Origin of the sequence: Sphingomonas sp., assembly GCF_036731925.1 — a bacterium.
GTDB lineage: Bacteria > Pseudomonadota > Alphaproteobacteria > Sphingomonadales > Sphingomonadaceae > Sphingomonas.
This window is the reverse complement of the sequence record NZ_DAINDJ010000002.1, coordinates 958,714-972,397: the sequence shown is the minus strand read 5'-3', so window position 1 is coordinate 972,397 and position 13,684 is coordinate 958,714. Positions and strand designations below refer to the sequence as shown.

Genomic DNA, 13,684 nt, shown 5'->3' with positions numbered 1-13,684 from the left:
ACGCACTCTTCTGCGCCAGGAGTACGAGTCCTACCCCCTCATTGTACTAAAGGATCCAAGAATCTGCAGACTATCGCGATTTTGGTTCCTTGCTATGCAATCAGAGGATATCGAAACTCGCGCCTTACTACCAATTAGATCCCCTGAAGAGGTCGCCAGCTCACTTCAGCAGCGCGATTTGATCGTGAGCGGTTACGCTCACCTGCTCTGGCTCAGGTACACGCTCGACGCTGAACATGGTAGTCGTGGGATTATTCGGGCGTTTTGCAGATATGATGAACTTTTGGAAGATTGGGAAGCGGTCGTTGAAAGAATGGAAGACCGCTTGGGTATCAGATTCCCCAATCGATGTCCTGCAGTGGAAGCGGAGATCGCCGACTTTCTGACGGTTCGGCACCGTCATTTCTCGACGAAGTTTGAACAAGAGCCAATCAACGACGAAGTTCATGCTTGGGCAAGCGAAGTCTTTTCAATTCTTTGTCGGTGGAGTCTGGAAGGTGAGACCTCTGAAGGGCGAAGGCGACTAGACCAAATCAGAAATAAGTTCGATGCGGCGTCGGCTGCATTTACTCAGATCGGCATTGTGGGAGGGCCGGTTCCCGGGCAATCAGGTGCTGGTCTGGCGAGAATTCGACAGCTTGAGGCCGAATTAGAGACCAGCCAAAGGGCGGTGGTAGCTCAGGCGGATGTCGCTCTTCGGAGTCAAAGTCAATCAGCTGAGCTGCAACTGGTGCAGTGGGAGCAAAGTCAATTATTTACTCGAGCGCGTGCCGAGGCGGAAGCGGAGCGTGGTCGGAGGGAGGCTGCTGAACAAGAGCAAAAAAACCTTGCAGATGCCCTTGATATTGCGCGAGGTTCAGTCAAATCTCTTCAAGAGCAGCTGGATATACTATTAGTTAAATACGAAGATGTCCATCGTAGAATGGATCTTCTCTGTGAAGAGCTATTAGCGTCGGAAGTTCGTGAGTCTGCCGCGATTAAGGAGATTAGTAAATTATTGGAACAGATTTCATTGTTTCATAATGTCACCTATGAATCGCAGCGACTCTGCGATCAATTGGCCCGAGAACGCGATGGCGCCTTAGCGGAATCTGAAGCGCGCCTGGGCAGAATCGATTGGCTCCTCAAAGTTAACGCGTCTATACTCGCAGCTCCGGCATGGTGGTATCTGTTGCCGCACCGATTGAAGATGCACAAAATAGAGCAATCGCTTTCAAGGCAAGAGCTGTTTGACGAGCGCTCTTACCTCGCAATTCATCCAGACGTGGCAGCGAGCGGCTCGAATCCGCTTGAGCACTATCTTCTTCATGGTATTCGAGAGGGTCGCCCGCAGCGGTAGTATCGATTCGATGGGTCGTCGTCTGATCGCGGGCTGTTTGTAAGCGTGTTCAGCAGGCCGCCTTGTGGCATCGTCGATAGCCGGGATGCTTGCCGCCTTTGACGAGGGCGGTGGTGGTGCAGGAAGTTTCGGGGTCTACGACCAGTCATACGAGCACTCGTATGACTGGTCGCATGGAGGTGGTGGGCCGGGTGTCGGCCGGCGGCGCTGGTCGGATGCGGAGAAGCTGGAGATCCTGGCCGAGGCGTTCCGGCCTGGGGCCAGGGTCTGCGATGTGATCGCCCGGCGCGAGGTGTCGAGCAGCCTGATCTATACGTGGCGCAAGCAGTTGCGGGTCGGCAAGCTGGCCGGGACTGCAGCGTCGCTGCCGGTGTTCGCCGAGGTTCGGCTCGCGGAGCCGATCGTGCCGGCGTCACCGCCGGTGCCGTGTTCGTCGGGGCGCATCGATATCGCGTTGCCCGGCGGCGTGCGGATCAGCGTCGACGGCGGGGTGGATGCGGATGCGCTGGCACGGGTGTTGTCGGTGCTGCGGTGAGCCCGGCGCCGTTGCCGACGCGGGTATATCTGGCGTGCGGCGTGACCGACATGCGCAAGGGGTTCGACGGTCTGGCGGTGCTGGTGGGCAGTGTCAGGAATTTCGTGTGCGGGCGGGCATAAGAGGGTAAGAAGGAGACCCGAGATGTCCCGACGCAAAGAGCCTGCGATACCGAATGAGTTGCTGGACCAGTTGCTGGCTGGCGGGGATGCGGCGGCGGCGCTGCAACAAGGTGGCCTGCTGGATGCGCTGAAGAAGGCGCTGGCCGAGCGCGCGTAAAACGCGGAGATGGACCATCACCTCGCCGGCGATGGGCGGTGCCGGCAACATGCGGAGCGGCTATAGCCGGAAGACGGTGATGACGGACACCGGCAGCCTGGCGCTCGCGGTGCCGCGCGACCGTCAGTCGAGCTTCGATCCGCAGCTGATCGCCAAATATCAGCGTCGTTTCCCGGGCTTCGATGAAAAGATCGTGTCGATGTACGCGCGGGGGATGAGCACGCGGGAAATTGCCGGCCATCTCGAGGAGTTGTACGGCATCGATGCCTCGCCCGACCTGATCAGCACGGTGACCGACGCGGTGCTCGACGAGGTCGCCATCTGGCAGCAGCGTCCGCTGGATCCGGTCTATCCGCTGGTCTTTTTCGATTCGATCCGGGTCAAGATCCGCGACGAGGGCATGGTGCGCAACAAGGCGATCCACATCGCGCTGGGCGTCCGTGCCGATGGCGCCAAGGAGGTGCTCGGCCTGTGGCTCGAGCAGAACGAAGGCGCCAAATTCTGGCTGCGGGTGATGAACGAGCTCAGGAACCGCGGCACCGAAGACATCCTGCTCGCCGTGGTCGATGGGCTGAAAGGCTTCCCCGAGGCGATCACCGCCGTGTTTCCCGACGCCGTCGTCCAGACCTGCATCGTCCATCTACTGCGAAATTCGATGGAATTCGTCTCCTGGAAGGACCGCAAGGGTCTGGCGACGGCGCTCAAGGAAATCTACCGCGCCCCTAGCGCCGAGGCCGCCGAGCAGGCGCTGGCGGCGTTCGAGGCCGGCGCCTAGGGCAGCCGCTATCCCGCCATCGGGCAGAGCTGGCGGCGGGTCTGGGCCGAGGTGATCCCGTTCTTCGCCTTCCCCGAGGAGGTCCGCCGGATCGTCTATACGACCAACGCGATCGAGGCGCTGAACTCGAAGCTCCGGCGGGCGGTGCGCGCCCGCGGGCATTTCCCCAGTGACGACGCTGCCACCAAGCTGCTCTACCTGATCTTGAACAGGTCCGAGAAAGAGTGGAAAATGCCGCCGCGCGAGTGGGCCATGGCCAAGGCGCAGTTCGCCGTCATCTTCGGCGAACGATTCATCAGGGCCATGGCGGCGTAATGTTCAATCCGCCCGCCCGCACACGAAATTCCTGACACTGCCGTGCTGGTGCAGCAGGTGCTGGCGAAAGACCCGCATTCGGGCGCGCTGTTCGCGTTTCGCGGCAAGCGCGCGCATCTGGTCAAGCTGTTGTGGTTCGACGGGCAAGGCCTTTGCCTGTTTTCGAAGCGCCTCGACCGGGGCCGCTTCGTCTGGCCGGTGACGGCGACCGGCACGGTGGTGCTGACGCCGGCGCAATTGTCGACGCTGCTGGAGGGCATCGACTGGCGCCGCCCGGAGCGGACCTGCACGCCGACGCTGGCGGGCTAAAACCGGCGGTTTTGCGTCGCTTTTGCTCGCTTGAGTCCCCGCGATCTGCTAGGAAATCCGGGTGTCGGAAGCGCCCGTTTCCCCTGCTGATGCCACCGCGCGGATCGCCGCGCTGGAGGCGTTGCTGGCCCGGGCGAATGCCGCGCTCGCCGCCCGCGATCTGCTCATCGACAGCTTGCGCGGACAGATCGCCCGGCTGCGGCGGATGCAGTTCGGCGCCTCGTCCGAGAAGCTGGGCCGCGAGATCGAGCAGCTCGAACTGGCGCTGGAAGAGCTGGAAGCCGAGCGCGACGCGGCGCCGGTAGAGGCGCGCCCGTCGGAGGCGACGGCGCGGCCGGCACCGGTCCGCAGCCTCCCGGCGCATCTGCCGCGCGAGGACGTTGTCCACGAACCGGCCTCGGGCACCTGCACCTGCCCGGATTGCGGCGGCGCGTTGCGCCGGCTGGGCGTGGATGCCCATGAGATTCTCGACGTGGTGCCGGTGCGCTGGCGGGTGGTGCGCAACGTCCGCCCAAAATATAGCTGCCAGGTCTGCGAAAAGATCGTCCAGGCACCCGCGCCGGCCAGCGCCGTCGCGCGCGGCAAGGCCAGCTTCGCGACGCTCGCGCATGTCGTGATATCCAAGTTCGAGCACCACCTGCCGCTGTACCGGCAGGCAGAAATGATGGCGGCGCAAGGGCTCGATATCGACCGCTCGACGCTGGCCGGCTGGGCCGGACAGGCCGCTACGCTGCTCGATCCGGTCGTCGCCCGCATTCGCGACGAAGTCCTGCACGCCGACAAGATCCACGCCGACGACACCCCGGTGCCGGTGCTCGACCCCGGCCGCGGCAAGACCGCAACCGGGCGGCTATGGGTGTACGCGGTCGACGACCAGGCCTCGGGCAGCACCGCGCCGCGCGCGACCTGGTATCGCTTCACGCCGGACCGCACCGCCGCCCACCCGCTGGCGCATCTCGCCGGCTTTCGCGGTCTCCTCCAGGCCGATGCCTATGCCGGCTATGATGGACTTTACCGCAATGGGGTGACCGAGGTGGCCTGCTGGGCGCATTTCCGGCGCAAGATCTTCGACCTGCATGAGCGCACCGCCACGCCGCTGACCACCGACATCCTCGAGCGGATCGGCGCGCTCTATGCCGTGGAGGCCGAGGTGCGTGGCCAGCCACCGGATATCCGGCACCGGGCGCGGCAGGAACGCAGCAAACCGCCGGTCAAGGCGCTGCGTGCGGTGCTCGACACAGCGCTGCGCCGCCTGTCGCCCAAATCCGACATGGTGAAGGCGATTGCCTATGGCACCAAGCGCTGGCTGGCGCTGTCCCGCTTCCTCGACGATGGCCGGCTGGAGATCGACAACACCGAGCATTGTAGCCATGCCGGGGGCATGGCGGAGACGCGCAGGGCCGAGCGCGCGCTGCGGGGCGTGGCAATCGGCCGCCGCAACTGGCTGTTCGCCGGCTCGCGCGTGGGCGGCGAGCGTGCCGCCGCCATCTACACTATCATCCAGACCTGCAAGGCCAACGGTGTCGACCCGCAGGCCTATATCGCCGACATCATTGCCAGGATCGCCGATGACTGGCCCGCCAGCCGCTGGGATGAACTCCTCCCGTGGAACTGGAATCGGCCAGCTGATCAGCCAACCGCGCAAGCCGCATAACCTGCGGCCTGCAGACCACGTTTACTCCATCCGGCGAAGGCCGCGCCGAGGTCAGAGATCCTTCATGAATGCTGAGCGGCGATCGTCGAGAAGCTCTTCGACGCAGTGTAGCCCGCTGGAGGTGAACGCGGTGATGGAGTCTGCTGGTCTTTGCCGCGGCTATCTCGGCGGCGGACGCGTTCTCGGCAGCGTAGGCCTCGAGATCTTCGAGCTGCAGTTCCATCTGGTGGAGGAGGCGACGCGTGAGCCCCTGCTGAACCATCAGCGCCAGGCCCTGCATCCCCTTCCCCATATCGGTGTGGCCCATCGCGATCCATACCCGCGCTCCTGGAGGAATCACCGCAGCGCCTTCAGGGCTGCGCCCACCAGCGTCGGCGATGCCGAGGGGAAAATGCTCACCCTCCTGCCGCAGGCCAGATCGATGACCATCGCCGGCACTTGCTCTGCCGCCGCACCTTCGTGATCGCCGACGATCGTCGCCTCGCCGCGCTGGAGGCGTTGCTGGCCCGGGCCAATGCCGCGCTTGCCGCGCGCGATCTGCTCATCGACAGCTTGCGCGGCCACATCGCCCGGCTGCGGCGGATGCAGTTCGGCGCCTCGTCGGAGAAGTTGGACCGCGAGATCGAGCAGCTCGAACTGGCGCTGGAAGAACTGGCAGCCGAGCGCGACGCGGCGCCGGTAGAGGCACGCCCGTCGGAGGTGACGGCGCGGCCGGCACCGGTCCGCAGCCTGCCGGCGCACCTGCCGCGCGAGGAGGTCGTCCACGAACCAGCCTCGGGCGCCTGCACCTGCCCGGATTGCGGCGGCGTGCTGCGTCGGCTGGGCATGGACGCGCATGAAATGCTCGACGTGGTGCCGGTGCGTTGGCGGGTGGTGCGCAACGTCCGCCCAAAATATAGCTGCCGGGTCTGCCAAAAGATCGTCCAGGCCCCCGCGCCGGCAGCGCCGTCGCGCGGCAAGGCCAGCTTCGCCACGCTCGCGCATGTCGTGGTCTCGAAGTTCGAGCATCATCTCCCCTTGTATCGCCAGGCGGAGATGATGCCGGCGCAGGGGCTCGACATCGATCGCTCGACGCTGGCCGGCTGGGCCGGACAGGTCGCAGCGTTGCTCGACCCGGTCGTCGCCCGCATTCGCGACGAAGTCCTGCACGCCGACAAGATCCACGCCGACGACACCCCGGTGCCGATGCTCGACCCCGGCCGTGGCAAGACCGCGACCGGGCGGCTATGAGTGTATGCGGCCGACGACCAGCATCAGCAACCCACACCCACCCGCGCACAGGTCTCATATGGCCCAGATTCAGTCAATTTTTCTCAGGCGTGTGGTTATTGTCGCCGGCTTGGCCGTTGTAAGTGGCCTGTTCCTTGCCCAACGTCCGCGCCGCCATCCACTGCGGTACATGCCAGCTTTCGGGAAGGGAGCGGGCGATCATCCCGGGCAGGAAAGACCAAAGCAAAATTCCGGAAAGGAAGGCACCGAGCATCATCCATAGCTCGCGCCTGCGCTGGAGATCGGTCGACCGCGCTCGAACGACCAGCCCATCCATTCGTCCGATCACTTTATGTAGGTCGGCACGAGCGTCATCCATCTGACGCTTATCATCCGCCCTCGCATCTGCCGCTGCCTTCGCCAACTGCTGGACCATTATGGCTGGGGTGAGCTTGACGCCCGGCGCCTGCTCGATGCGGGTGATACCCTCGGTCATCGCTGCAAGCTGCCGGCTGATCGCGCCCAGCGTCGGGCTGTAATCCGGCATTTTCTCGCGCGCGGCGGTCAGTCCCTGAATGGCTGTATGGAGAAGGGAAATCTCCTGCCGCAGGCTTTCGAAGGCCTGGGTGGGATCGTCGGCAATGCCATACTGGCGGGGAATGTCGGTCATGGGCGCGAGCCTACATCCCAATGTTGAGGCCGCGCGAGCGGCCGAGCCATTCCTGGAGGTCGTGAGACATCGACGCGCCTCCCTGAGACTTCAAACCTAGCTCCAGTGCGCGATTGCGCAGCAGCGACTCGAGCTGGGGATCGCGGTGCAGCGCTTTGGCCATCGTGGTCATGGCATCTCTGGTGGACCGCGCGGCATCGTAATCGCCGCTCCTCTCCAGAGTTTTCAGCTGCCGTGCCTTGTTCTGCCAATCGGCGACGAAGCGATCGGCGCGGTTAGCGGCATCGACGCGTATTTCGCCCTCGGCGACCATCGCTTGGATCGCGCGACTGGTCCGGCCATTCGCGGCTTCGCTGATAAGGGCAGGGTCCTTGTTCATCGCGATGCGCATGTCTTCGCTGCCGCCGGGGCGAAGTGCGTCGATCTCCTTGCGGGCAGTACCAAAGGCCTCGCGCTGGTGGGGCAGGGGTTCGAAGCCCTGCTGTTTCATACCGATGATGTCCTGCGCCGCGCGGCCAAATCGCTGCACCGCCTGTTCGAGCGGGCCGGGCTGGGTCGGCATACGGATCGGCGCGCTGCTGAGCTTCAGCCCGTCGAACATCCCGCGACGGGCAGACGCCGGCGCTGGCGATAGCGCCGGTTGCACGTCGAGCGCGCGGGGGTAGTCCGACGCCATGTCCTTGCTGCGCTCGCGCGCCAGCGCTCGGGCCAGCCGCCCGGCATCGGCGAAATCATCCCGGCCATAATGCAGATCGACACGCCCCCGATGACGCGACAGCGCGACATAGGCAGCATGCCGGTCCAGCCCCGGCGTCGCCAGGACATGGACGCGATCCACGGTCATGCCCTGTGCCTTGTGGATGGTGGCGGCATAGCCGTGATCGACATGGGCATAGTCCTTGAGGTCAAAGGCGACACTTCGCCCGTCATCGGTGCGCACACGCATCGCGGTTCCGCTGGCCTGTTCGATCGTGCCGAGCGTGCCGTTCTTCACCTCCAGGCAGCGCTCATTCTTGAGAAACATCACGCGATCACCGGCCGCGAACGACCGGCTTCCCCGCTCGACGACGAGGTCGACGTCCGCTCCCAGCATCTGCGCCGCCCGCATCCGGTCACGCGCCGCCGTGTTCAGTTCGCGCACTTCGTCATTGGTGTGGGTGAGGATGATGCGGCCGGCTTGCGGGGCAGCCTGTCGGTCCTTGTCCCAGCGGTCGATCAGCGCCTCGCGCGCAGCTTCGCGCGTCTCGGCGGCATGGACATGGCCAGCCTCCGCATAGGCGGCCAGTGCTTCGCCGGTGCGGCCGGTGGCGAGCTGCCGCGTTGCGTCGCGCTGCCAGTCTTCGGACTGGCGGCGGATGGTGGTGATTTCCACCGCGCCATGCCACTCGGCAATCGAGCGGAACGCCGCACCGGCTTCGATCGCCTGGAGCTGCTGCGGGTCCCCCACGAGCACGACCTTCGCGCCGCGCTTCTCCGCTTCGCGGATGACGCGCTCCATCTGCCGTGTGCCGATCATCCCGCCCTCGTCGATGACAAGGACGGATTTGTCGGTTAGCAAGTCGCGGCCCTGGCCCCATTGATGCTCCAGGCTGGCGATGGTGCGCGACGCGATGCCCGAGCCACTTTCCAGATTCTCCGCAGCGATGCCCGACAGCGCCGCGCCGTAGACGGTGTAGCCCGCCGCTTCCCACGCCTCGCGCGCGACGCCGAGCATCGCACTCTTGCCCGTGCCGGCATAGCCGATGACGCTGCTGATGCCGCGCGCGGCGGTCACGTGCTCCAGCGCGCCACGCTGTTCGGGCGAGAGGCGGAGGCCGCGCTGTTCGGCGACGCCGACAGCCCGTTCCAGATGCCGATCGCCAACCGAGTGATGCCGTCGCGCGTCGAGCGTTGCAGTGGCGTGTTCGAGCCGCTGTTCGGTCTCCAGCATCGCGCGCGACGTGAAGCGATCGTCGCCGCGCCCGTCCTTGCCCAGCTTCACCAGCTCGGGCGACGCGCGCACCGCCGCCATCACCTGGTCGAACTGGTCCTTTCCCTCGCTATGCCGGTGCACGAACATCGCAAGGTCGCGGGTGGTGAAGGTTGCCTGGCTGTGGGTAATCGCGTCGAGCGCGATGCTGGGGTTGGCGAGGATCTTGTCGCCATTGGCGCGGGCGATGGCGTGGTGTTCTTCGAGCCGCTCGCTGTCACGCCCCTGTGCCACCATGCGCGACGCGGCGGGGCCGATCTTGTGCTGGGGCTCCAGACCGATGCCCTGCGCTTCCAGGCTGCGGTGATCGACCCGCGCGTCGATGTCGAGTTCGGCGAGGCGATGATTGATGTGCTCCGCCCAGGCTTCGCGCCAGTGGGTAAGTAGCTCGGTGCGGTTCCAGTCGCGCACCTTGGCGCCGAACCCGTTATCGCTAACCGAACGAAGTCCGAGCATCACATGCGCATGGGGCTTCGCCAGCCCATCGGCGCCGATGTCCCAATGGACATTGAGATCGGCGACCATGCCGCGATCGACAAATTCGCGCTGGACGAACGACCGCGCCAGTTCGATGCCGTTGGCCTGCTGCATCTCGCGCGGGATGGCGAATTCGATTTCGCGGGCAAGCTGCGCGTCCTTGCGCAGCTCGGCGGCCTCGACATCATTCCACAGCCGCTCGCGGTCGCGCCACGCCTCGGGCGCGTTTTCGGGCAGCAGCACTTCGCTGTGCACGACGCCGGCCTTGTTGGAAAAGTCATGGCTGCGGCCGAGCCGCTGATCGTGCAGCCGCGACGCCGAGCGATAGGCGGCAGCCGCCACCGCACTCGACCCGGCAGCGCGGGAAATGATTTTGGCGGAGAAGTGGTAGATCGCCATGGCGACGCACCAGATACGCCTAAAAGCGCACGTCGGCACGACGTATAAGCGCGCCCTCGAACGATTTCATCGCTCTCGGGACCGCGAAATCTCACGAAGTTTCAGGATATTGGCGCGGATTGCCGGCAACGATATCTGGTCTGTCCGACCGACACAAGGGAAGGGCAGGACCATGCGAAAACTCCGAGACTATGATGCAGACCTGAAGGCGCTTGCCCACAAAGCGCGTCAACTGAAGACGCGCAAGCAAAGCCAGCTCGGTGAACTGGTGATGGCGACCGGCGCTGATGCGCTGGGCGTGGAGGAGCTGGCCGGCGCCTTGTTGCATGCGGCCGGCACCGACGCAGCGACGCGGGAGGCGTGGCGCAAACGGGGCGCCGCTTTCTTTCGAGGTGAGCGGAAAGGCGCTGGCGACCGCACTGGTCGCGAGCCGGGCGGCACTGCGGCGGGTGTCGGAGACGCGGAACAGGCTCCAGGCGAAGCAGGCGCGGTATGATCGCCGTGACTGGCAGGTGAAACGGCGCGAACGCACGCGCCAGTTGATCGAGCTGGGCGGGCTCGTGACTAAGGCTGGCTTGGTCGAACTGATCGACGACGACCGTGCGGCAATCCTCGGGATCTTGATCGAAGCGGCGGCGAAACTTCGCGCGACGGATGGTGCCGACCACGAGCAGTTGGTCGCCATCTGGCGTAGGCGAGGACGCCGCGCATTCGGCGAGGATAACGTGGGCTCGCGCTGACCATTGTCGGCGCGCGGCCTTCAGTTCCGATTGAGGCCCAGCTCGCGACTTTGCAGCTTCCGCTTCCACAGGCTTTCGAGGAGAAGAACCTGTTCGTAGCTGGCCGCCGATCCGGCACATTCGAGAATGGCGATCTGATAATCGCTTGGATCGGCGCTTTTCAGGCCGATGTTGCCGCCATGCCCGTCCGATGCATAGTTGAGCCAACGGGCGTAGAATCCTCCGTCGCCGGTAGCCGATCCAACATATTGTTCTTTCGTGCGTGCTGATGTCAGCAGATAGACACCACGCGCCGCGCGCAACGCCGCGACCCAGCCGAGCGGAAGGGTAACAACGTCCGAGACATTTGCGATGAATCGATCGTATCCCGGGAATGCATCTTCGCGGAATTCCCGTGTGAGCTGAACGATTGCCTTGTCCTGGTTGTCGGCTCGCTGGATCCAACTCCGAGTGCCGGCGCCCCATTCGATCCAAAGCTTGCCGATGTAACTGGCGAGCAACGGCGAAGGCGTCACGCGATATCGATCTAGTTGGCTTGTCGTCAGTTCGCTACCGGGTCTCTCGTACAGCGGGTCGACCCAGTCGCTCGCCGCTGGTCCGATGCGCTCGGCGACGTAGAGCCCGGAAAACAGTGTGCCGCCATTTGCCGGGACCACAAAGCTTGCCCAGAACGGGGCCGCGAGCTTCGCGCGGTTCGTGTCGCTCTGCACGGACTGATATTCGTCAAAGGCAGTCCGCTGATCGCGCCAGAGGAGATAGGGCGTGCGGCCCGAAGGCGATTTGGCCTGGTGACGCAATAGGCGCACATCGGAACGCGCCAAGCCGCATTTCGCCAAAGCATCACCGAAGGTCAGGTCCATGGCTGGCCCCGCATCATCCCGCGTTCCTCGCTGTCGCTTCCAGCTGGGCGATGCGCTCCGAGCAAATTTCCTGCACGACGCGGCCCAGTTCCTCGACCCGCTCGCCGAGCCACGTCAGCTCGTCAGCGCTGATGCGGTAGTGCTTCGAATACCGCGCCTTCACATAGGCTTCCTTCAGCTTCTCGAACATGCCGCGCTGCTTGCGGTTGTCGCCCGGCCAGACGTAGGCGAGACGCCGGTCGAGCCTCTCAGCCTGCGTGCGCAGGAAGGCCAAATTGTGAACGTGCGGCGTGTAGAACGTCACAACAAGCAAGGCCGTATGATACAAGCGCTCTGTTGCTTGATGCAGCTGGAACGCCGCGTTGTTAAATCGCTGCTGAGCGAGGTTGAAACGAAAATTGTCGAAAAACTCGCCGCCGCTTGGATACCACTCGTCGAAATATTCCCTGGCCATGGAGAGCGCCGCATGTGGCGACTTCGGCTTGGGCTGGTGCAATTCGCTGTCGTCGCTCTGGTACAGCGCGATGCCGTCACGGGCGACGTCCATGAAGAAATAGCGGCCATGGGCGAGGCCGTCGTTCACCTCCTGCAGGCTGTGAACGATGAAATTGACCGGGGTCTTGATGCTGCCGGTGATACCAAATTCGCGCATCAGCCGGTCATCGACATTCGCCCAATATTTGATGCGGTCGGTCAGCCGTTTGTCGTTGACGATGATCAGCAGGTCATAATCGGACTTGTAGCCCTTGGCGGTATGCGGCTCGTCGATCCAGTTGCCGCGCGCATAGCTGCCGTACAGAATGACCTTGAGAATGCGGCTCTTCTTCTTCCACTCATTGCTGGCGAGCGCGAAGGCGTCGTCGAATTCCTCGAAGACGATCTGCACCACGCGCTCCAGCTCGCGCTGCTTGGCAGGTGGAAGATGATCGAGATTGCTGCGCATGGCGGAAGCTACCCTGTCGGGCTTGCCGCCCGATGGCAAGCCACCCGGCGGCCAGCGGTTGGTTCGAATGGCGGCGATCACCAGGGCCAGAGGCGCCGTCACCACGGTTCCGGCGTGTCGATGATCCGCATGAAGAGGGTGAGGGCGGCGGCAAATTCCGCCTCCACCTCCTCTGCGCTGATGCCGTGGCGATGCCCAAGCGTCGGATAGTCGACATCCTCGAACCGCATCGCCCAGAAGATCGCGCGCTGCCGTTCGGTCATCCGACGAAGGGCACGGAAGCCCCGGCGCCGAAAGACATGGGGTGGAAGCCGCTCGGTCATGACCGCGCCTCCCCGGTGGAAAGGAGGAAATCCGCCGCCTTGCTGGCGGCGCTGGCGGCACGGAAAATCGCCTTCTCGTCACCGCGCAACACCGCGAGCCACGACCCGATATAGTCGCTGTGTCGGACGCTGGGCATAATGCCGAGCGACGCGCAGGTGAATGCCGCCGACATTTCCGCGACGAGTTCTTCCTTTGCGTACGACGCCGATCCGAAGGCACCGGACTGGTCGCGGTCCAACCGGCTGCGATGGCCGGTGAAATGGCCAAGCTCGTGCAGCGCCGTCCGGTACCAGTTCACCGGATCATGAAAGGCAGCCTGTGGCGGCACCTGCACGACATCCTGCGACGGCGAATAATAGGCCTCGCTCCCGCCGATCCGGAAATCCGCGCCGCTGGCGGCGATCACCCGATCCGCCTCGGCAATCGCCAGCACTGGATCGGGCAAAACCGGAATGCTGGTCATCGCCTCGGGCAGGTCGTCGCACTGATCGACGTTGAACACGGTGAAGCGCTTCAGAAAGGCAATGGTCCGCGCCTCCCGGTCTTCGCCCTGCGCCTTCTCGGCCTCGTCCTTCGGGGTGAAGCGATCCGCATAGCACACAACCGTGCCCTTCTCGCCGCGCCGAACATGCCCGCCCGCCGCTTCCGCCTGCCGGTAGGTCAGCCAGCGCTGGCCAGCATAACCGCCACCGATCGCCGCGGCCCACAGGATCAGTACGTTGATCCCCGAATAGGCTCGGGCCGATACGGCGTTCCTCGGCATGGTACAGGGGCACCGCGCCGCATCCCAGGGCTGCACCCAGGGCAACCGGCCTTGCTCCAGCTCGGCGATGATCCGGGTGGTCACCTCGCCATAGAGGCTCTGACGCTCGTTGCTCTGCATCTCC

13 protein-coding genes and 3 pseudogenes are annotated in these 13,684 nt (G+C 64.4%); 10 read left to right on the top strand and 6 right to left on the bottom strand.

Features of this window, described 5'->3' with window-relative positions:
• Nucleotides 1-94: 94 nt before the first annotated feature.
• The 8 genes and pseudogenes from V7E00_RS14130 to V7E00_RS14100 form a co-directional block, all read left to right on the top strand.
• Nucleotides 95-1,339 carry a hypothetical protein gene (locus V7E00_RS14130; protein WP_333573267.1) on the top strand — a complete coding sequence of 415 codons (1,245 nt, stop codon included), beginning with the start codon at nt 95-97 and terminating at the stop codon, nt 1,337-1,339.
• Nucleotides 1,340-1,424: 85 nt separating this feature from the next.
• Nucleotides 1,425-1,874, top strand: a complete 450-nt coding sequence (gene tnpA, locus V7E00_RS14125) for an IS66-like element accessory protein TnpA (RefSeq protein ID WP_333573266.1) — start codon at nt 1,425-1,427, stop codon at nt 1,872-1,874.
• Nucleotides 1,871-1,969: pseudogene (gene tnpB, locus V7E00_RS20095) on the top strand (IS66 family insertion sequence element accessory protein TnpB); the annotation flags it as partial. The gene tnpA and the pseudogene tnpB (V7E00_RS20095), both read left to right, overlap by 4 nt.
• Nucleotides 1,970-2,018: 49 nt before the next feature.
• Nucleotides 2,019-3,243, top strand: a pseudogene (locus V7E00_RS14120) (IS256 family transposase).
• Between the two features lie 6 nt (nt 3,244-3,249).
• Nucleotides 3,250-3,552, top strand: a complete 303-nt coding sequence (tnpB, locus tag V7E00_RS14115; protein ID WP_333573874.1) for an IS66 family insertion sequence element accessory protein TnpB — start codon at nt 3,250-3,252, stop codon at nt 3,550-3,552.
• A 61-nt stretch (nt 3,553-3,613) separates the two neighbouring features.
• Entirely contained in the window at nt 3,614-5,206 is a 1,593-nt protein-coding gene (gene tnpC / locus V7E00_RS14110) for an IS66 family transposase (RefSeq protein ID WP_443019199.1), read from the top strand.
• A 121-nt stretch (nt 5,207-5,327) separates the two neighbouring features.
• Complete coding sequence (locus V7E00_RS14105; RefSeq protein WP_333573265.1) at nt 5,328-5,669, top strand: hypothetical protein; 342 nt, start codon at nt 5,328-5,330, stop codon at nt 5,667-5,669.
• Nucleotides 5,645-6,433, top strand: a pseudogene (locus V7E00_RS14100) (IS66 family transposase); the annotation flags it as partial. The gene V7E00_RS14105 and the pseudogene V7E00_RS14100, both read left to right, overlap by 25 nt.
• A gap of 76 nt (nt 6,434-6,509) precedes the next feature.
• Here V7E00_RS14100 and V7E00_RS14095 read toward each other — a convergent pair.
• Both V7E00_RS14095 and traA read right to left on the bottom strand, forming a co-directional pair.
• Nucleotides 6,510-7,085, bottom strand: a complete 576-nt coding sequence (locus V7E00_RS14095) for a hypothetical protein (RefSeq protein WP_333573263.1) — start codon at nt 7,083-7,085, stop codon at nt 6,510-6,512.
• Nucleotides 7,086-7,095: 10 nt separating this feature from the next.
• A complete protein-coding gene (gene traA / locus V7E00_RS14090) occupies nt 7,096-9,930 on the bottom strand; it encodes a Ti-type conjugative transfer relaxase TraA (RefSeq protein WP_333573262.1) in 2,835 nt (944 codons plus the stop codon).
• A 172-nt stretch (nt 9,931-10,102) separates the two neighbouring features.
• Between traA and V7E00_RS14085 the strand changes: the two genes are divergently transcribed.
• A complete protein-coding gene (locus V7E00_RS14085) occupies nt 10,103-10,426 on the top strand; it encodes a conjugal transfer protein TraD (RefSeq protein ID WP_333573872.1) in 324 nt (107 codons plus the stop codon).
• Between the two features lie 16 nt (nt 10,427-10,442).
• Nucleotides 10,443-10,670: a conjugal transfer protein TraD gene (locus tag V7E00_RS14080; RefSeq protein ID WP_333573261.1), complete on the top strand. Its 228-nt coding sequence runs from the start codon at nt 10,443-10,445 to the stop codon at nt 10,668-10,670.
• 20 nt (nt 10,671-10,690) lie between these two features.
• Here V7E00_RS14080 and V7E00_RS14075 read toward each other — a convergent pair whose 3' ends face one another.
• The 4 genes from V7E00_RS14075 to V7E00_RS14060 form a co-directional block, all read right to left on the bottom strand.
• Nucleotides 10,691-11,530, bottom strand: coding sequence for a GIY-YIG nuclease family protein (locus V7E00_RS14075; protein ID WP_333573260.1), 840 nt, complete (start codon nt 11,528-11,530; stop codon nt 10,691-10,693).
• A gap of 13 nt (nt 11,531-11,543) precedes the next feature.
• Entirely contained in the window at nt 11,544-12,473 is a 930-nt protein-coding gene (locus V7E00_RS14070) for a HEPN domain-containing protein (RefSeq protein ID WP_333573871.1), read from the bottom strand.
• Nucleotides 12,474-12,571: 98 nt separating this feature from the next.
• Nucleotides 12,572-12,796: an RNA polymerase subunit sigma gene (locus tag V7E00_RS14065; RefSeq protein WP_333573259.1), complete on the bottom strand. Its 225-nt coding sequence runs from the start codon at nt 12,794-12,796 to the stop codon at nt 12,572-12,574.
• On the bottom strand, nt 12,793-13,680 hold the full coding sequence (locus tag V7E00_RS14060) for an ArdC family protein (protein WP_333573258.1): 888 nt from the start codon (nt 13,678-13,680) through the stop codon (nt 12,793-12,795). Before V7E00_RS14060 ends, V7E00_RS14065 begins: the two co-directional genes overlap by 4 nt.
• Nucleotides 13,681-13,684: the final 4 nt, after the last annotated feature.